Source organism: Brevundimonas sp. TWP3-1-2b1, from assembly GCF_049896165.1.
In the GTDB taxonomy this organism is placed as follows: Bacteria; Pseudomonadota; Alphaproteobacteria; order Caulobacterales; family Caulobacteraceae; genus Brevundimonas; species Brevundimonas subvibrioides_B.
In genome coordinates this window covers 53,854-71,893 of record NZ_JAFCTT010000009.1, presented here as the reverse complement: position 1 = coordinate 71,893, position 18,040 = coordinate 53,854, and the positions used below count along the sequence as shown (strand labels likewise).

Below are 18,040 nucleotides of genomic sequence, written 5' to 3'. Positions count from 1 at the left end.
GCCGCCTTTGGCCCACGCGTGACGAACAAAGAGGATCGGAGCCGACGTTCAGCCCTGCCCCAGTTCATTTCGTCGCATCAACGCCCGTGGGAATCAACGGGCGTTTTTCGCCTGGCTGGTTAATCCGCAGGCGTCAGTTCGAGTTCGGCGCGGTCCGAACGATCTCGCCGTCAAGCTGGGTGTCGATCGGCGCGTTCTCGGTCTCGTTCGCCGGAGTGATCAGCGGGGCCGCGATACGGTCAAGCGTCTCGACCAGACCGTCCCAGGGCAAGGCGCCGCGCAGACGGACGCGGTCGGCGTTGACGGCCGGATCATAGACCTCGATGCCCGGGTTCAGGTCCTCGCCGCTCAGACGACCCATGGAGGTCAGCAGCGACGCCTGGGCGACGTAGAGATTGCGCTTGGCCACAGCGAGGTTGATCTCGGCGTTGCGCAACTCGAGTTCGCCGTTCAGCACGTCGAGGGTGGTGCGCAGACCGACCTGCTGCTCCTGACGGACACCCTCAGCCGCCACGCGGGCGGCTCTGACGCCGGCTTCGCCCGCTTGAAGCGCGGCGGTGTTGGATACGACCTGGGCGAAGGAATTGCTGACGCTTTGCAGCACGACCCGCTTCTGGCGGTCGATTTCGATCTTGGCCACATTGGCCTGTTCGAGCGCCTGGGCCACTCGCGAGCTGTTCAGACCGCCGGTGAAAAGCGGCACCGAGACGCTGAGGCCGGCCTGAAAGGCGTCGGTCCTGTTCGAAAGATCGAACCCGGAGATGGCGGTGGTCGATCCATAGCTGCCGGTCAGGCCGACCGAGGGCAAATAGGCCGATCGAGCCTGAGCGTGACGAGCCTCTGCCTGTTGCAGGTCATACTCGGCGGAGCGCAGATTCGGATTCTCGACGAGCCCGGTGTCCAGAGCAACATCGAAATCCGTCGGGAGACCCGGAAGCGCCGGCGGGGTTTCAAGATTCGCCGGAGCTTGACCGACGATTGCGGCATACGCGGCGCGGGACAATGAAAGTTGAGCCTGCGCACCGGCCAGATCCGCCTCGGACTGGGCCAGACGCGCCTCGGATTGTGACACATCGGTTCGCGTGATCTCGCCGACCTCAAAGCGGGCGTTGGACTCTTCCAGCTGGCGGCGCAGCACAACGAGGTTGGCTTCGCGAATACGCAGAATTTCAACGTCTCGCTGCACATCGACATAGGCCTGGATCACCGCTCCCAGGACCTGTTGTTCCACGCTTCGAAGAGACTCGCGACCGCTCAGGACGCCAGCCTCGGCGGCGTCTATGGCACGAGCGATCCGGCCGCCCGAGTAAAGCGACTGACTGACCCCGACGCTGGCCCCGACCGAATCGGTTTCCGTGATGCTTTCGGACGGCGGTATCTCGAATACGCCGTCGCCGTTAAGGTCCAGGCCTGCAAAGTCGGGCGCATCCGCGCGCCGGTAGGTCGCGGTGCTACTGAGGCTGATCTCGGGACGAAGGCCTGCGCGAGCCTGGGGGACAGTCTCGTCCAGCGCTCGCTGGCTGGCACGCTGCGCCTGCAGCGTCGGGTTCGTCCGGTAAGCAAGGGCGATGGCCTCCTGCAGGGTTTCGGCCCATGCGGGGGCGGCCAGACCGGCCGTAACGGCGACCAGTGCGACGGAAGCGAGTGCGCGCGAACGTTTGAACATGTGTGTATCCCGATGAGCGTCGCGAACGGCGCCAGTATCTCTTTGCAGGCCTAGTGCGTGAGCGGCCACAGCTACGCCAGTTAAGTTTTTTTCACGCGATCGCCAGTGAACTCCGTCGAAATCGCCTCAATCAGAGGGCGAACGCAGGCGCCGGTGTCATTTCCGCCAGCACCGGTGGGGCAGCGTCGAACAGTTCGCGACGCGAGACGCCCTCGCGACCCTTCACATAGAGCACCGCCCGGCCGTTCGGACCGGGGCGCTCGACCACCGCCAGACGGCCGCCGACACGCAGCGCCGCAAGCCAGGCGGTCGGACGAACCGCGACCGCGCCTTCGGAGACGATGATATCCCAGTCCTGGCCCGTCGGTTGCGACAGGGGCGCGACGACGGTGGCGACGCCCGCGTCGGCCAGGGCCGGCCCGACGACGTCGAACACGGGGCCTTCCGCTTCCTGGGCGGTGACGGAGACCTTCATGGCGGCCAGCACGGCAGCGGCGTAGGGGCCGGCGATCGCCAGGGCCGTCTCGCCCTCGCGGGCGTCCAGCGCCTGGATCAGTTTGGAGACCTCGCGCGCCTGCATGAGGCGGCGCCCGACGGCGATCTCGACCTCGACCTCGCCATAGGCGGCGAAGGCCTGGTCCGGGGCGCAGAAGCGTTCACGGGGAACGGCCATCAAGGCGGCCTGAAGGCCGCGGTCGGTGACGTCGTTCACCCGGACCTGGGAGTCCACCATGACCTTGCGAGCGGCGGCGTAATCCATGTGACGCGGAATCCCTGAAGCGAAAGCGACCGGCCGGGCCGGAAATCTGGCGCGCTTATAGGTCCGTGCGTCTCCGGCGACAATCGCGTTGCAGCCACGAGGCCGATCTGATAGCGAACGCCCCTCGCGATCTGGGGCTTCTCAAAAAGCCCTGTGGCCTGATGGCGGAGTGGTGACGCAGAGGACTGCAAATCCTTGCACCCGGGTTCGATTCCCGGTCAGGCCTCCATCGCGATCTCGTTGAGATCGATGATGATTTTTAGATCGGCGCAGTCAGCCAACCGATCGCGCCGGCACCGCCGACAGCCGCCGCGACCACGGCGATCGCCACCGCGATCCGCACGTTGCGGCTCATGAACCCCAGAATACCAGCCATGTCGTCCTCCCCGGACCTCCATAGCGGCATGGAAATCGGCGTTCATCAAGGTGTACGAAGCGTTAACGCGCTGAAATCGCGCGACTGTCAGCGAATCGACACGGTCGTGACCTGGTAGAGCGCCAGCGCGCTGGTCACCGCGACGTTCAGGGAGTCGAAACCACCGGCCATGGGGATGCCCACGGTCCGGACACGCGCCATGATCTCCGACGGCAAACCCGGACCTTCCGAGCCGACCAGAATGGCTTTGCGCCCGCCGCCCGTCAGCCCCGCCAGCGGCTCCGTTGCGCCGGGCGACAGGGCGACGACCTCGAACCGCGCCGCCTGCAGGGCCACGATCAGCTGTTCCAGAGGGACGGCATGGGCGCTCGGCGTCCTCAGCACCGCGCCGACCGAAACCCGGATGGCCTTGCGATAGAAGGGATCGCAGCAGCGTTCGTCCCTGAGCACCGCCGCCGCCCCGAACGCCGCCGCATTGCGGAACAGGCCGCCCATGTTGTCGTGGTTGCCGATCCCTGCGCAGGCAAGCACCACACACTCCTCCGGCAGATTCGCCAGTGTCTCGGCGACGGTCCGCTCGACCGGCTTCTCGCCGAGGGCCAGCAGGCCGCGATGCAGGGGGAAGCCTGCGATGGCGTCCATCACCGCCTGCGACGCCGCATAGACCGGCGCCTCGCCCGCCGCCCCGACCAGCTCGCCCTGGGCCTCGAGTCGATTCGCAGCGATCAGCAACGAACGGGCTCTGCACAGAGACGTCGGCGACAGCAGGGTGCGGATCACCACCTCCCCTTCCGCCACGAACAGGCCTTCGCGGCCGGTCAGGTCGCGTTCGCGGATATCGCGATAGGCGGCCACGCGAGGATCAGCGGGATCGTCGATGAACTGAATGGCGATGGCTGACATTTCCCGTTGCACAATCAAGAAGGCCGCTGCTATAGGCCCGCCTCCCGAGTTCCTGTTCCGCGGTAGCTCAGTGGTAGAGCAGCCGACTGTTAATCGGCTGGTCGTAGGTTCGAATCCTACCCGCGGAGCCACTCGGCGCTTTAGCCCGATTTCGACAAGGCGATACCGCCTTTCGGCGGCGAGCACCCAGGCAAAGACAGACCATCAGCGCCGTCCCGGCCGCAACCGAGGCGCCGCTCATGATTCTGAAATCCGCGACGACGATCGGGATCGACTTCGGCACCACCAACACGGTCGTCGCCCTGACCAGCGGCGATGGCGAGGCGGTCGTGATTCGCTTCGAGGCGCCTGGCGGCGATCTGGCGACTTTCCGCTCGACATTGAGCTTCCAGCTTCACCCCGGCGCCGACGGCCGGACACCCGAGCGGGTCGTCGAGGCCGGTCCGTGGGCCATCGAGGCCTATGTCGAGGATCCGCTCGACACCCGCTTCATCCAGTCATTCAAGACCTTCGCCGCCAGCGCGGCCTTCACCGAGACGGTGATCGACAACCGGCGCTACAAGTTCGAAGATCTGCTGGCGGCCTTCCTGCTGAGAGTCCGGCATCACGCGGGCGAGGCAATGGACGCCCTGCCGCCTCGCGTCATCGTCGGGCGACCTGTGACCTTCGCCGGCGGAGCGCCCGACGCGGATCTGGCCCTGACGCGCTATCAGACCGCCTTCGCACGGCTGGGCTTCACCGATATCCGCTATGCCTATGAGCCTGTTGGCGCGGCCTTCTTCTTCGCTCGCAAACTGACCGAACCGGCCAATGTGCTGGTCGCGGACTTCGGCGGCGGCACCAGCGACTTCTCCATCGTCCGCTTTGAGCCGTCGCCCCAGGGGCTGCGCTCCACGCCGCTCGCTCGATCCGGCGTCGGCGTGGCCGGCGATGCCTTCGACTACCGGATCATCGACCAGTTGGTGTCGCCGGCGCTCGGCAAGGGCGGCTCATACAGGACGCTCGGCAAGACCCTGCCCATCCCCCAGCGCTACTACGCCGCCTTCGCGCGCTGGGATCAGCTGGCCCTGCTGCGCGCCTCGCGCGACATGAAGGACATCCGCGCCATGGCCCGGATCGCCGAGGAACCCGGGAAGGTCGCGCGCCTCATCGAGGTGCTCGACGACAACCACGGCTACGCTCTCTACCAGGCGATCTCGCACCTGAAGATGGACCTGTCGCGCGACGAGAGCGCGACCTTCGTTTTCGACGCCGGATCGATTCGTCTGGAAGCGCCGGTCGCCCGATCGGAGTTCGAAGCCTGGATCGCACCCGAGCTGGCCGCCATCGAGGCGGCCGTCGACAGGGCGATTGAGGAATCCGGCCTGCGCCCGGACCAGATCGACCGCATCTTCCTGACCGGCGGCACCTCCTTCGTCCCGGCGGTGCGCGACATCTTCAACCGGCGGTTCGACCCTGCGAGGATCGAGACCGGCGGCGAGTTCGAGTCCATCGCCTCGGGCCTTGCCCTGATCGGGCGGGAAACGGACCTCGATCTCTGGACCGAGAGCCGCTGACGAGACATCGCCGAGGTCGCCGGATAGGGTCCCCGCGACCATGATCGAACAGATTTCGCCCGCCCTCGCCCGACGCATGGCCCTGGCCGCCCAGGGTTTCGGCAAGCCTCACCCCACGACGCCAGGGCCCCGTCAGCTGCGTGACACGGCGCGTCGTCTCGGCGTGATCCAGATCGACAGCGTCAATGTCGTCAGCCGCACCCACTATCTGCCCGCCTTCTCCCGCCTCGGCGCCTATCCGCGCGACCTGCTTGAGACCGAGGCCTGGGGCAAGAAGCCGTCCTTCTTCGAATACTGGGGCCACGAGGCCTCGCTGATGCCTCTGGAGATCCAGCCCCTGATGCGCTGGCGGATGGAGCGGGCGCGCGACGGGCATGGCGCCTGGACCGGGATCAACCGCTTCGGCCGGGAACGTCGCGACTATATCGACGGCGTCCTGGCCGAGATCGAACGACGCGGCCCTGTGACAGGCGCCGACTTCGCCACCGGCCCACGCGGCAAGCCCGGCTGGTGGGAGTGGTCGGACGGCAAGCGCGCGCTGGAGTGGCTGTTCTGGGCCGGACTGATCACGACCAGGACCCGGCGCGGCTTCGAGCGGGTCTATGACCTGACCGAACGGGTCATTCCCCCCGCGATCCAGAACCTGCCGACCCCGTCCGAACCCGACGCCCAGCGCGCCCTGATCCGCATCGCCGCCGAGGCCATGGGTGTGGCCACCGCTGCCGACCTTCGCGACTATTTCCGCCTGCCGCTTCAGGGCGCGCGCGATCGCATCGCCGAACTGGTCGAGGAGGGCGTTTTGACGCCCGTCGGCGTCCCGGGCTGGAAGGGTCCCGCCTATGTCGCGCCGGACGCCCGTCGACCGCGCAAGGTTCAGAGCGTCGCCCTGCTCTCCCCCTTCGACAACCTGATCTGGTTCCGGGATCGGACCGAGCGGCTGTTCGACGTGCGCATCAGGCTGGAAATCTACACCCCGGCGCACAAGCGGGCGCACGGCTACTATGTCCTGCCCTTCCTCGAGGACGAGGCGATCACCGCTCGGGTCGATCTGAAGGCGGATCGCCAGGCGGGCGTCCTGCGGGTCCAGGCGGCATGGCGCGAGCCGCTGGCGACGCCGGAGACCGCGTCGAAACTGGCGGCGGAACTGATCCGGATGGCGGGCTGGCTGGGTCTGGACCGGGTCCAGGTCAAGGACCGCGGCGACCTCGCCGCCGATCTGTCCGACGCTCTCCCGCTCTGACGCCAAAGAAAAAGCCCGACGCGTGCGCCGGGCTGAAGAGGTTCGGTGGTGGGTGTCCTCTGAGAGAACGCCGTATCGGTGAGCCGAATTGGTTAACGGGCCGTTGCCGGCTTGTCGGGGAACCATGTCGACTGGCGCCCGCCCCCCGGGCTCGACCAGGAGATGCTCCATCCCGCCCCGGCCCGGTACAGGTTACCGGGCGTCGCGACCGCACCCGGAGCCGGCGCATAGGCCCGTCCGTCGATCGTGATCGGCGTCGTGCCGTCGCCGGACCCCGCCAGCCGCCAGCGCCCCTCCTCGTCCGCCGTTACCGTGCGCTGGACGCTCCCTTCGATGACCACCCCGGTTCCGGCAGTCGACCTTCCCGAGATGAAGGCCGCCCGTCCGTCGGTGTCCACGGCGTCCAGGCCGAGGCCGGAATCCAGCCGTTGCGTGGGCGCACCGATGGCCAGGAGCGCGATCGGCGCCGAGGGGTCAGCTCCGATCAGAAGGCGATAGGGCGCCGGAAAGCCGGCCTGGCCTGCACGGGCCTCGACCAGGAACAGGGTGTCATGGGCCGGGCGCGGCACGCGCAGCTCGAACCGCCCCTCAGCGTCGGCGCCCACGGCATAGGCAAGCCCCCCTGCGCCGCTGACCACGACCCGCCCCAGGGGAGAGGCCTGTCCGCGAACGATCAGCTCTCGCCCGCTCGAAGCGACCGCGTCGATCTCGGGCGGCATGATCCAACCCGTTTCCTGGGTCGCTTCCGCGGCCGGTTGGGCCTGTTCGCCGCAGGCAGAGACGATCAGCCCAACGGCGCAGGCCAGGGTCGCTGAAAGCCTCGATGCGATCGGTCGTTTCATCCTGTCCGCCGGGTCTGTAGGACTGTTCGCCCAGATAGACCGGCGCGACCGGCCTGTCTCCAATCTTGCGTCTCGTCTCGAGGGTTCATGTCGGCGTCAATCCCCACCATCGCTCCATTCGACGGCCAGTCGGTCTGCCTGTTCTGCGGGTCGTCCGACGCGGCCGATCCGATCTTCACCGCTGCGGCCGCGGCGTTCGGCGCGGCGACGGCGCGCGAAGGCTGGCGTCTGGTCTATGGCGGCGGCGGCGTCGGCCTGATGGGCGCCTCGGCCAGGGCGGCGCATGAGGCCGGCGGGCGGGTCGTCGGCATCATGCCGGCCTTCCTGCGCAGCCGCGAACGCCTGTTCGACGAGGTCGAGACCATCGTCGTCACCTCGATGCATGAGCGCAAACAGCTGATGTACGACCAGTCCGACGCCTTCGTGGTCGCGCCCGGGGGCATTGGCACCCTGGAGGAGGTCGTCGAACTGCTGTCGTGGAAGCGGCTGGACTTGCACGGCAAGCCGGTGATCTTCCTCAACATCAACGGCTTCTGGGAGACCTTCTTCGCCCTGATGCGCCAGAGCGTCGAGACTGGCTTCACCCCGCCCTCCTTCCTGCAAGCCTGGGTCGTCTGCGACACGGTCGAGGAGGCGATCGAGGCGATGCGACTGACTGACGCCTCGCCCGCCTTGAAACATGACCAGCGATAAGTAATCATTGGTCAGTCAGCTCCGAAGTCCGTCCCGTTTGAAAACGTAGATTGACAGTTTCGAATAACAACGCACTATGTCGGTGTTGACGCTGGACCCTGTCGGTCCGTTCCCTGCACCGGAGTTTCCCCATGCGCGCCGTCCTCCCCCTGTTCGCCCTCTGCGCCGCCTTCGCCGCGGCTCCCGCCGTCGCCCAGGCCCCGTCCTCCGCCGCCACCCGCGTCGTCCTGGCCGACGCCTCGCGCGTCCCGACCCGCTCCACCGTCATCGACGGCGCCAACTGGCGTTGTCAGGGCCAGACCTGCACCGCCTCGGGCGGCGCGGATCAACCTGCCCCGCGCGCCTGCCGCCGCGTCGCGGCCCGCCTGGGCCCGGTGACCGAGTTCTCGTGGAAGGGTACGACCCTCTCGGCCGAGCAACTGGCCGTCTGCAACGCCTGATCGTAATGCCGCTTATCCCCGCGAAAGCGGGGATAAGCGGAGTCTTTAGAGCCTAGGCGACTTCGCCCTTCAGCCGCTTCTCGATCCGTTCGCGCCCGATCAGCGGCACGATCGTCGCCATGTCGGGGCCGTGGGCCTGACCCGTCAGGATGTGGCGCAGCGGCATGAATAGAGCCTTGCCCTTGGCGCCGGTGCTCTCCTTGACCGCATTGGTCCAGTCCGACCACGCGGCCGCATCGATCACCTCCGGCAGCACGGCCAGGGCCGCCGCCGCGAAGGCCGGATCCTCGATCACCGGCGTCACCGGTCCCCGCACCATCCGCGCCAGATCGACGACGTCGTTGAACTTCGTCAGGTTGGCCCTCACCCCGTCCCAGAACATCTCGCCCAGATCGCAGTCGAGCGCCTCCAGTCGCGCCCTGGCCGTCGCATAGGGCATGGCGTGCAGGGCCTGAGCGTTCAGCCGGTCGAGATCCTCGGTGTCGTAACGCGCCGGTGACCGGCCCATCTTGTCGAAGCTGAAGCCCAGACCGAGGGCATGGATGTCGGCGGCAACCTCCAGCGGGTCCGAGGTGCCGATCCGGCCCAGGTGGCTGGTGATGGCGATGGGCTCATAGCCCTGCTCCCGCATCTCGGCGACCGACAGCGAGCCCAGACGCTTCGACAGGGCCGCTCCGTCGGCGCCGACCAGCAGCGGCATGTGAGCGAAGTTCGGCACGGTCGTTCCCAGGCCGGCGGCGATCAGAGCCTCGAAGATCTCGATCTGGGCGCCGGTGTTGGTCGTGTGGTCCTCGCCCCGGATGACGTGGGTGATGCCCATGTCGATGTCGTCGACGACCGACGGCAGGGTGTAGAGATACAGGCCGTCCTCGCGGATCAGCACCGGGTCTGACATCGAGGCGGTATCGACCTCTGCATGACCGCGCGACAGGTCCTCCCAGGCGACCCGGCGGCCGTCCAGCTTGAAGCGCCAATGCGGCTTGCGACCCTCGGCCTCGAACGCGGCCTTCTCCTCGTCGGTCAGGGCCAGGGCAGCGCGATCGTAGATCGGCGGCAGACCACGCGATAGCTGCACCTTGCGGCGGCGATCCAGGTCCTCGGACGTGTCCCAGGCTGGATACAGACGCCCGGCCTTCTTGAGCCGTTCGGCCGCGTCGTCGTAGCGGTCGAACCGCTTCGACTGGTTGTACCGCTCGTCCCACAGCAGACCGAGCCAGGTCAGATCGTCCTCGATCCCCTGTTCGAAATCCGGCGTCGAGCGGGCCAGGTCGGTGTCGTCGATGCGCAGGACGAAGGATCCACCCTGCCCCTTGGCGAACATCCAGTTGACCAGGGCGGTGCGGACGTTGCCGACATGCAGCTTGCCGGTAGGCGACGGGGCGAAACGGACCTTGACGGACATGGATAGGGAGACCTTGAAAGCGAGGCGCGTAGGTCGGTCACGCGCCGCCCCAAGTCAAGGACAGCCGCGATCCGGCCGTTCGGTCGCTTTTCGGCTTTTCCCGCAACGATCTTGCGGCATAAGGCGTCAATGACCGCGCCCGCCTCCCTGACCGTCGATCTCAACGCGCTTTCGCACAACTTCCATGCGCTGAAAGCGGTGTCCGGCGTGCCCGTGCATCCGGTGGTGAAGGCCAATGCCTATGGCCTCGGCGCCGTTCCGGTGGCCAGGCGGCTGCTGGCAGAGGGCGCGCGGACCTTCTTCGTGGCGCGAACAGACGAGGCCGTCGCCTTGCGCGAGGCTCTCGGGGCGGGACCAACCATCTATGTGCTCGACGGCTGCGTCGGAGACGCAGCTGCGGCGCTGAAGGCTGCGGACGTGCGCCCGATCCTCAACCACGGCCACCAGATCGCATCCTGGAATGCGGCCGGCGGCGGCGCCTGCGGACTCCAGATCGACACTGGCATGAACCGCCTGGGCTTCCGCCCGGAAGACGCGCCGGAGCCGTTCGACGGACTCGAACTGGTCATGAGCCACCTCGCCTGCGCCGACGATCCGGCGGAACCGATGAACCGGCGCCAACGCGACGCCTTCGCAGACGTTTCAGGACGTTATCCGGATGCGCTGAAGTCCTTTGCCAACTCCGGCGGCTGTTTCCTCGGTCCCGACCATGCCTTCGACGCCGTCCGCCCGGGCATCTGCCTGTACGGTGGCGGTCCCGAGGGTCGACCGGACGACCGACTGAAGGCCGTCGCCACCCTGACCGCCGAAGTGCTCCAGATCCGCGACCTCCCCGCCGGTGAGAGTGTGGGCTATTCCCGCGGCTTCATCGCCGACAGACCCCGCCGCATCGCCACCTGCGGCGCCGGCTACGCCGATGGCGTGTTCCGCAGCTCAAGCCCGAACGGACAGGTCTGGATCGCAGGCGCCCTGCGCCCGCTGCTGGGCCGCGTGTCGATGGACGTCATCGCCGTGGACATCACCGGCGCCGAGGTCTCGGTCGGCGACAGGGTCGAACTGTTCGGCGCCAACCGCCCGGTCGACGACGCCGCCACGGCCGCCGGGACGATCAGCTATGAACTGCTGACGTCCATCGGTAACCGCTGCGAGCGCCGCTACCTCGGTCAGGCCTGAGGCGCGATCAAAGCCGGCTGTTCGGTCGGCGGGGTGGTCGGGAAGTCGTCCACCGGATCCGGCAGCTCGCCGTCCGCCCCGATCGCCCCGCAGTCCATGTGCCACTGGCGCGCCAGCACCAGCCGCGCGCCGTCCCAGCGCCATTCGGCGCCTTCGGCGCATCCCGTCGCCTGGAGGCGGGTCGATCCTGCAAAAGTCCGGGTCGCAGCATCCCATGACATGTTCGACATCGCGTCCCAGGTCATCCAGCCGTCTGCGCCTTGGTATTTGTAGAACGGTAGAGGGACAGGGACGGGCGCTCCGTTGTCCTCGGAAACATAGACCCGGCTCCACTGGTCCGCCGTGCCGGTCGAACAGACGACGAGCACGGCGACATCACCGCCTCCAAGATCGACGGCCTCAACGGTGCGCTCGCCCTCCATCGGCTCGGGCAAGACGCAGTCCTCATCCGCCTTCACCATCGTCAGGGCAGAGGCCTTCAGGGCTTCGAACCTGGCGGTGATCGCATCGTCAGGAGCCGGGCCAGCATCCGTTGCGGTCGGCGTCTGTTGTTGACAGGCCGACAGCAGAGCCATCGCGGCCACGCCGCAGATCATGGATCTGTTCATGGGGTCTCTCGGCCTAGACTGGAGTGGCGAGCGGGGTCGGGTCGGTCTTGCCGGCCACGGGCCAGCCGGTGACCTCGCCGGTCGCAGGCGCGCCGGGCGTCGCATGGGTCACGCGGACCGCGCTCAGCATCGCCAGCCTCGATCCGTCCCAGCTCCAGCGCATGGTGCGCGTCTGGGTGGACGTCTCGCCATCGTTCGGCCCGACCGTGTCGGACCAGACGAGTTCCCTGGCCGCCGTATCCCAGGTCGCCTGCGACGTCAGGCTTGGCTCCCAGTCAAAGCCTTCGTCGAACTCCGCCTCCGGGCCATTGAAGAGGATCAGAGACTGGGATTTCAGCACCCCGTCTGCGCCCTGGGTGTGCAGGCTCTTCCAAGGCGCCTGCCCCTCCTCGGTCGGGTAGCAGTCGGTCAGGACCGCGAATGCGCCGCCGCCCAGATCGATGACCTGGTTCGCCGTCGGGGTCGCATGACCGGGCCAATCACTTCCGCACCGGTCCGCCACCGGCATGGCCAGAATGCGCGCCACAGCGGCGTCCGAACCGGCCGGCGATGGACTCGCCGCCCCGGCCGGAGCCTTGGTCTCAGCCCCCTGCTGGCACGCGGCCAGGGCGAGCGCGGCGATAGCCGCAATGCAGATGCTCTTCATGTCTTCCCCCAATATACTGGAGGCAGCGAACGGCGTTTCGGCCGCCCGCGCAAGCGGTCAATCCTGACGGTCCACCGCCCACGTCTGAAACGGTCGCAGGCCTGAAACCGCCCCCTGCCCCGCCGCTCGCGACTCCTGTAAGCCGTCACTCATGGCCAGAGACGGTGCGATCTATGTTTGTCAGTCCTGCGGGGGCGTCCACGGCAAGTGGTCGGGCCAGTGCGGGTCGTGCGGCCAGTGGAACACCATCGTCGAGGAGGGCCGCTCGGCCTCGCCTCCCGGCGCCCTGAAACCCGCGTCGACCGCCAGGGCGCGAGGCCTGCAGTTCGAATCCCTGCTGTCCGAAACGCCCGAGCCGCCGCGCATCGTCACCGGCGTGACCGAGTTCGACCGCGTCTGCGGCGGCGGCGTCGTGCCCGGCTCGGCCATCCTGCTCTCGGGCGATCCCGGCGTCGGCAAGTCGACCCTGCTCCTCGACGTCGCCGGCCGCGCCGCCCTTTCGGGCGCCCGCGTCGCCTATATTTCCGGCGAGGAGGCGATCGAACAGATTCGCGCCCGGGCCAGGCGGATGGGGCTGTCCGAAGCGCCTGTCCAGCTCGCCTCCGCCACGGCGCTGCGCGACATCCTCGGCACGCTGAAGCGCGAAAAATTCGACATCGTCATCGTCGATTCGATCCAGACCCTGTGGTCCGACGCCCATGAGGCCGGGCCCGGCTCGGTGACCCAGGTCCGTGCCTGCGCCGGTGAGCTGGTGCGACTGGCCAAGGCCGGCGGCCCGGCCGTCGTCCTGGTCGGCCATGTCACCAAGGACGGCCAGGTCGCCGGCCCGCGCGTCGTCGAACACATGGTCGACGCGGTCCTCAGCTTCGAGGGCGAGCGCGGCTACCCCTTCCGCATCCTGCGCGCCGGCAAGAACCGCTTCGGGGCCACCGACGAGATCGGCGTGTTCGAGATGGGGGACGCAGGCCTGCGCGAAGTCTCCAACCCGTCGGCCCTCTTCCTCGGCGAAGGCAAGGACCGCGCACCGGGCGCCGCCGTCTTCGCCGGCATCGAGGGCAGCCGTCCCGTCCTGGTCGAAATCCAGGCCCTGGTCTCCAAATCCGCCTACGGCACCCCGCGCCGTGCCGTCATCGGCTGGGAGACCGGCCGCCTCGCCATGGTGCTGGCGGTGCTCGAGGCGCGCTGCGGCTTCGGCTTCGGGGACCAGGACGTCTATCTGAACGTCGCGGGTGGTCTGCGCATCAATGAACCCGCCGCCGACCTCGCCGCCGCCGCGGCCCTGATCTCCTCGGCCACCGGCATGCCCCTGCCCCAGGGCTGTATCGTCTTCGGCGAGATCAGCCTGTCGGGCGAGGTCCGCGCCGTGGGCCGCGCCGAAGCCCGGCTGCGCGAAGCCCGGAAGCTTGGCTTCGACCAGGCCCTCTCCCCGCCCCTCACAGTCAAGAGCGGCGACGTTTTGATCACAGGCGTCAGCCGATTGACCGAAGCCGTCGAACGAATCTCGCAGAACAGGTATTGATGTCGGTGGTCTCCTCCCTGTTCGCCGCTTGGCGAATGGGGAGGTGGCTCGTAGCGTAGCGGAGAGACGGAGGGGGCGAGGCGATGCATCAGATGACGGCCGCCAGCCCCAACTCCGACCGTCGGTGTCGTCCCCTCCGTCACGGCGCGAAGGCGCGCCGCGCCACCTCCCCATCGCGTTTGGCGACAGGGAGGAGAAGGTAGAATGACCGGGTTCGACGCCTTTGCCATCATCGTCATCCTCGCCTCAGCCGCCGCCGGCTGGGTTCGCGGGGGCACGCGCGAGATCATCACCCTGCTCAGCTTCGTGCTGGCGGCCTTCCTGGCCCTGGTCGCCCTGCCCCTGACCGCCCCCTTGGGCCGCGCGCTCGTCGACCCCGACTGGGCCGGCTCCATCGCCGCCGCCATAGCGTCCTTCCTGCTGGTCTATTTCGGCATCCGCATCTTCGGCTCGATCCTGTCCAGGCGGGCCCAGGCCCATCCGACCCTCGGCGGCGTCGACCGGTTCATCGGCATCCTCGTCGGCGCCGCACGCTCGCTGGTATTGCTGGGAGCCATCCATCTGGTGATCGTGGCGGCCATGCCCGGCGAGCGAACGCCTCGCTGGCTGTCGGAGGCGACGTTGCGTCCGGTCAGCGCCGGGGCCGCCCGCGCCATCCAGATCATCCTGCCCGGCATCGGCCGCGGCGCCGACGCCATCAGCCCCGTGGTCGATTCGTCCGTCCGCAGAGGCTTTTCCGGCGATCAAGCCTTGCCCTCGCCCCAAACCAGCCCTAACTCGCGCCCGTCCGCCGCCCAGTAAAATTTCGCCTGTCATCGGAGCCCCCACGATGCGCAGCTTGCCTCACGACATCCAGCCCCCGGTCGTTCACCGGGAGCACTATCGAGACGCGGATGACGACCATCCGCGCCTCGAATGCGGCGTCTGCGGCGTCTGGGGCGCCGAAAAGGACGAGGCCTCGGGCATCGTCGCGCTCGGCCTGCACGCCCTGCAGCATCGCGGTCAGGAAGCCTGCGGCATCGCCTCGGTCAATGCCGAGCGCTTCCACACCGAACGCCACATGGGCCATGTGGGCGAGGCTTTCGGCGGCACGGACCTGGCCAAACGCATGCCGGGCTCGGCGGCCGTCGGCCACACCCGCTATTCGACCGCCGGCGGCAGCTTCCTGCGTAACATCCAGCCGATGTTCGCCGACCTGGACCAGGGCGGCATCGCCATCGCCCACAACGGCAACCTGACCAACTTCCACTATCTGCGGAACCAGCTGGTCGGCGAGGGTTCGATCTTCCAGTCCACCTCGGACTCTGAGGTCATCCTCCACCTGATCGCCCGCAGCCGTAAGGCCAAGATCGTCGACCGCTTCATCGACGCCCTGGCGCGGATCGAGGGCGGCTACGCCCTGGTCGCCCAGACCCGCACCAAGCTGATCGGCGCGCGCGATCCGCTGGGCATCCGCCCGCTGGTGCTCGGCAAGATCGGCAACGCCTGGGTCATGGCGTCGGAGACCTGCGCGCTCGACACCATCGGCGCGACCTTCGTGCGCGACGTCGAACACGGCGAGGTCATCGTCATCGACCACGAGGGACTGCGCTCGCTGAAGCCCTTCCCGGCCCGCGCGGCCCGGCCCTGCCTGTTCGAATACGTCTACTTCTCGCGCCCGGACAGCGTCGTGAACGGCCGCTCTGTCTATGGCGTGCGCAAGCGGATGGGCGAAGGCCTGGCCCGCGAGTTCCCGATCGACGCCGACGTCGTCGTCCCGGTGCCCGACTCCGGCGTCCCGGCCGCGCTCGGCTACGCCCAGGCCAGCGGCATTCCTTACGAGATGGGAATAATCCGCAGCCACTATCTCGGCCGCACCTTCATCCAGCCCAGCCAGGGCGCCCGCCAGAAGGGCGTGGCCATGAAGCACAGCCCCAACCGCTCCGTGATCGAGGGCAAGCGCGTCGTCCTGATCGACGACTCCATCGTGCGCGGCACCACCTCTGTGAAACTGGTCCGCGCTGTGCGCGACGCCGGGGCGACCGAGGTGCACCTGCGCTCCGCCAGCCCGCCGATCCTGTGGCCCGACTTCTACGGCATCGACATGCCGGAGCGGGACCAGTTGATCGCCGCCAACAAGACCTTGGAAGAGATGCGCCAGGTGCTGGAGGTCGATTCGCTCGGCTTCCTGTCCGTCGATGGTCTCTACAAGGCCATGGGCGAGACGGGCCGCAACGACGCCGCGCCCCAGTTCACCGACCACTATTTCACCGGCGACTATCCGACCCGTCTGGTGGACCGCGAGATCGAGGAAGGCGGCCGCGATGCGGTCAGCCGGCAACTTTCGCTGCTGGTCAGCGCTTAAACAGGCGCGATCCCGAAAAGTGGACGCCGGTTTTCGGACAGGATCGCGCCCAGGCAAGGAAGCCATGATCAACCTCGGCTACTTCACCCTCGACACCGTGGACATCGCCAGGGCCAAGGCCTTCTACGGCGCCCTGTTCGGCTGGACCTTCGACGACGACGCGTCGAAGTCGACCTACGCCCACGTCGCCGACAGCAATCCGCCGTTCGGCTTCACCAAGGTCGAGCGCGCCCGCGACTACGCCAACCTGTATTTCCGTGTCGACGACATCGCCGCGACCTGCGCGCGGGTGAACGCGCTCGGGGGCAAGTCCGCGATCCCGGCCGAAAGCCCTACCGGACTCAGCTGCGCCGTCCACGACGATCAGGGCGTGAGCTTCAGTCTGTGGCAGGCGGGAGAAGGGTTCTGAACCGTCTTCCGCCGGTTCGGTCGGCGCGCTATCAGGCGCGATGACCGACGCCCTCCCGCTTCAAGACCGTATTGCCCTCGTTGTCGGGGCCTCACGCGGCATCGGCTATGAGGCCGCCCTGGCCCTGGCCGTCGCCGGCGCCCACGTTGTCGCCACGGCGAGGACACAGGGTGCTCTCGAGGAGCTGGACGACGCCATCTATGCCGCGACCGGCCGTCACGCGACCCTTGTGCCCTTCGACCTGATCGACGGCGGCGGCATCGACCGTCTGGGCGGCGCCATCTTCGGCCGGTTCGGCAAGCTCGACATCTGGGTCAACGCCGCCGCCACCCTGGGGGCGCAGGGCCTGACGCCGGTCAGCCATATCGATCCGCGCGGGTTCGCCAAGATCGAGAAGACCAACTTCACCGCCACCTACCGCCTGATCCGCTCGCTGGAGCCCCTGCTGCGCACCTCCGACGCCGGGCGCGTCATCCACCTGACGACCAGTCTGGCCCGCGAGCCGAAGGCCTTCTGGGGCCTGTACGCCGCGACCAAGGCCGGCGCCGAGGCCCTGATGCTGGCCTGGGCCGACGAGATCGAGACCACCAACGTCCGCATCAGCGTCCTCGACCCGGGCCGCATGCGGACGCAGATGCGGGCCCAGGCCTTCCCCGGCGAGGATCCCATGACCCTGCCCGCCCCGTCCGAACTCGGCCCCCTGATGGTCGAACTGGCGCGCGGCGACCTGATGCCGCCCAGCAAGGTGTCGTTCAAGGAGTGGAAGACAGAGCTGCCGGCGGGCGCGCTGATCTGAGCGCCTTTATTTGCTTTTCAGACGAGGTGCCGAGTGTGACTGTGCGGCTCTCGATGAAAGTGTGGATAGGCCGAGGGCAGATGTTCCCCAGTGGAAATCATGAGTGACATCCGAGCCCGTCTAAACGTTCGAAGAGACGATCTGCTTGCCCGTGTCCCGCGCGATGAGATGTTTGTCGAGGGCGGAGCGCACGTCGGCAGCCAATCCTATGACATCGCTAGTCGGAACTTGGGTGAGTTGCGAGCGATTGAAGCTACCCTGGCGACGATGCAGCTCGCCGATGCGCAAATGGGTGTTGCCGCAGCACAGCGTGAGATCGCTGCGGCACAGCGGGCTGCCAACGATCAGGCTGACACAGCAAGAAGCGTAAAAGAGGAAGAGTCTTTCTGGAGCCGCCGATACCTAACCACTTTGGCCGTCGCGAACGCCGGTGGTCTGTTTGCGTTTCTAGCTTTTCTCACCCGTGCGGACGCTCCACTCGTCCCTTGGTGGATGGTTACAAGCGCATTCGGAGCGTTCCTGCTGGGGTCGGTGTATGGGGGCACGTACCCGCTTCAACGGCTCCTCCTTCTGAAGCCGAGAGCGCACGGGAAAGTCGTTCGGCTTGCTGTAACATTTTGGGTTCCATTCGCGATGACCGTATGCTTCGCGCTGGCTCTTTGCGTTG

General features: G+C 67.6%; 17 protein-coding genes and 2 tRNA genes. 12 read left to right on the top strand and 7 right to left on the bottom strand.

Translation table 11 applies throughout. The features are described from left to right. Positions 1-133: 133 nt before the first annotated feature. Positions 134-1,666, bottom strand: coding sequence for a TolC family outer membrane protein (locus tag ACP7AB_RS10440; RefSeq protein ID WP_425990883.1), 1,533 nt, complete (start codon positions 1,664-1,666; stop codon positions 134-136). A gap of 130 nt (positions 1,667-1,796) precedes the next feature. Continuing rightward, on the bottom strand, positions 1,797-2,426 hold the full coding sequence (locus ACP7AB_RS10435) for a protein-L-isoaspartate O-methyltransferase family protein (RefSeq protein WP_425990885.1): 630 nt from the start codon (positions 2,424-2,426) through the stop codon (positions 1,797-1,799). A 155-nt stretch (positions 2,427-2,581) separates the two neighbouring features. Between ACP7AB_RS10435 and ACP7AB_RS10430 the strand changes: the two genes are divergently transcribed. Beyond that, positions 2,582-2,655 (top strand) — tRNA-Cys (locus ACP7AB_RS10430). A gap of 234 nt (positions 2,656-2,889) precedes the next feature. On the opposite strand, the gene ACP7AB_RS10425 is transcribed toward ACP7AB_RS10430, so the two are convergent. Beyond that, positions 2,890-3,705, bottom strand: a complete 816-nt coding sequence (locus ACP7AB_RS10425) for a TrmH family RNA methyltransferase (RefSeq protein ID WP_425990887.1) — start codon at positions 3,703-3,705, stop codon at positions 2,890-2,892. Positions 3,706-3,761: 56 nt separating this feature from the next. Between ACP7AB_RS10425 and ACP7AB_RS10420 the strand changes: the two genes are divergently transcribed. The 3 genes from ACP7AB_RS10420 to ACP7AB_RS10410 all read left to right on the top strand — a co-directional run bounded on the left by ACP7AB_RS10420 (position 3,762) and on the right by ACP7AB_RS10410 (position 6,501). Continuing rightward, positions 3,762-3,836: transfer RNA gene (locus tag ACP7AB_RS10420), tRNA-Asn, on the top strand. Between the two features lie 108 nt (positions 3,837-3,944). Continuing rightward, positions 3,945-5,261, top strand: a complete 1,317-nt coding sequence (locus tag ACP7AB_RS10415; RefSeq protein ID WP_425990889.1) for an Hsp70 family protein — start codon at positions 3,945-3,947, stop codon at positions 5,259-5,261. Between the two features lie 40 nt (positions 5,262-5,301). Beyond that, positions 5,302-6,501: a winged helix-turn-helix domain-containing protein gene (locus ACP7AB_RS10410; RefSeq protein ID WP_425990891.1), complete on the top strand. Its 1,200-nt coding sequence runs from the start codon at positions 5,302-5,304 to the stop codon at positions 6,499-6,501. A gap of 92 nt (positions 6,502-6,593) precedes the next feature. Here ACP7AB_RS10410 and ACP7AB_RS10405 read toward each other — a convergent pair whose 3' ends face one another. Next, positions 6,594-7,343: a hypothetical protein gene (locus tag ACP7AB_RS10405; RefSeq protein ID WP_425990893.1), complete on the bottom strand. Its 750-nt coding sequence runs from the start codon at positions 7,341-7,343 to the stop codon at positions 6,594-6,596. Positions 7,344-7,430: 87 nt separating this feature from the next. On the opposite strand from ACP7AB_RS10405, the gene ACP7AB_RS10400 reads away from it, so the two are divergent. Together ACP7AB_RS10400 and ACP7AB_RS10395 are read left to right on the top strand one after the other, a co-directional pair. Continuing rightward, entirely contained in the window at positions 7,431-8,036 is a 606-nt protein-coding gene (locus ACP7AB_RS10400; RefSeq protein ID WP_425990894.1) for a TIGR00730 family Rossman fold protein, read from the top strand. A gap of 131 nt (positions 8,037-8,167) precedes the next feature. Continuing rightward, positions 8,168-8,476 carry a CC_3452 family protein gene (locus ACP7AB_RS10395; RefSeq protein ID WP_425990896.1) on the top strand — a complete coding sequence of 103 codons (309 nt, stop codon included), beginning with the start codon at positions 8,168-8,170 and terminating at the stop codon, positions 8,474-8,476. Between the two features lie 52 nt (positions 8,477-8,528). Here the strand turns inward: ACP7AB_RS10395 and gltX are convergent, their stop codons facing one another. Continuing rightward, positions 8,529-9,878: a glutamate--tRNA ligase gene (gene gltX, locus ACP7AB_RS10390; RefSeq protein WP_425990898.1), complete on the bottom strand. Its 1,350-nt coding sequence runs from the start codon at positions 9,876-9,878 to the stop codon at positions 8,529-8,531. Between the two features lie 129 nt (positions 9,879-10,007). On the opposite strand from gltX, the gene alr reads away from it, so the two are divergent. Next, positions 10,008-11,051: an alanine racemase gene (alr, locus tag ACP7AB_RS10385; RefSeq protein ID WP_425990900.1), complete on the top strand. Its 1,044-nt coding sequence runs from the start codon at positions 10,008-10,010 to the stop codon at positions 11,049-11,051. Here the strand turns inward: alr and ACP7AB_RS10380 are convergent. Continuing rightward, entirely contained in the window at positions 11,042-11,659 is a 618-nt protein-coding gene (locus tag ACP7AB_RS10380) for a DUF1176 domain-containing protein (protein ID WP_425990901.1), read from the bottom strand. The genes alr and ACP7AB_RS10380 overlap by 10 nt on opposite strands. 13 nt (positions 11,660-11,672) lie before the next feature. Further along, on the bottom strand, positions 11,673-12,305 hold the full coding sequence (locus tag ACP7AB_RS10375) for a hypothetical protein (RefSeq protein ID WP_425990903.1): 633 nt from the start codon (positions 12,303-12,305) through the stop codon (positions 11,673-11,675). A 151-nt stretch (positions 12,306-12,456) separates the two neighbouring features. Here ACP7AB_RS10375 and radA point away from each other — a divergent pair, with 151 nt between their 5' ends. From radA to ACP7AB_RS10350, 5 genes are all read left to right on the top strand, one after another. After that, positions 12,457-13,824, top strand: a complete 1,368-nt coding sequence (radA, locus tag ACP7AB_RS10370) for a DNA repair protein RadA (protein ID WP_425990905.1) — start codon at positions 12,457-12,459, stop codon at positions 13,822-13,824. Between the two features lie 204 nt (positions 13,825-14,028). Next, positions 14,029-14,625, top strand: coding sequence for a CvpA family protein (locus ACP7AB_RS10365; RefSeq protein ID WP_425990907.1), 597 nt, complete (start codon positions 14,029-14,031; stop codon positions 14,623-14,625). Between the two features lie 28 nt (positions 14,626-14,653). Then, on the top strand, positions 14,654-16,168 hold the full coding sequence (gene purF / locus ACP7AB_RS10360) for an amidophosphoribosyltransferase (protein ID WP_425990908.1): 1,515 nt from the start codon (positions 14,654-14,656) through the stop codon (positions 16,166-16,168). Between the two features lie 64 nt (positions 16,169-16,232). Next, complete coding sequence (locus ACP7AB_RS10355) at positions 16,233-16,577, top strand: VOC family protein (protein WP_425990910.1); 345 nt, start codon at positions 16,233-16,235, stop codon at positions 16,575-16,577. Positions 16,578-16,617: 40 nt separating this feature from the next. Next, a complete protein-coding gene (locus ACP7AB_RS10350; RefSeq protein WP_425990911.1) occupies positions 16,618-17,373 on the top strand; it encodes an SDR family NAD(P)-dependent oxidoreductase in 756 nt (251 codons plus the stop codon). The last annotated feature ends 667 nt before the right edge of the window (positions 17,374-18,040 follow it).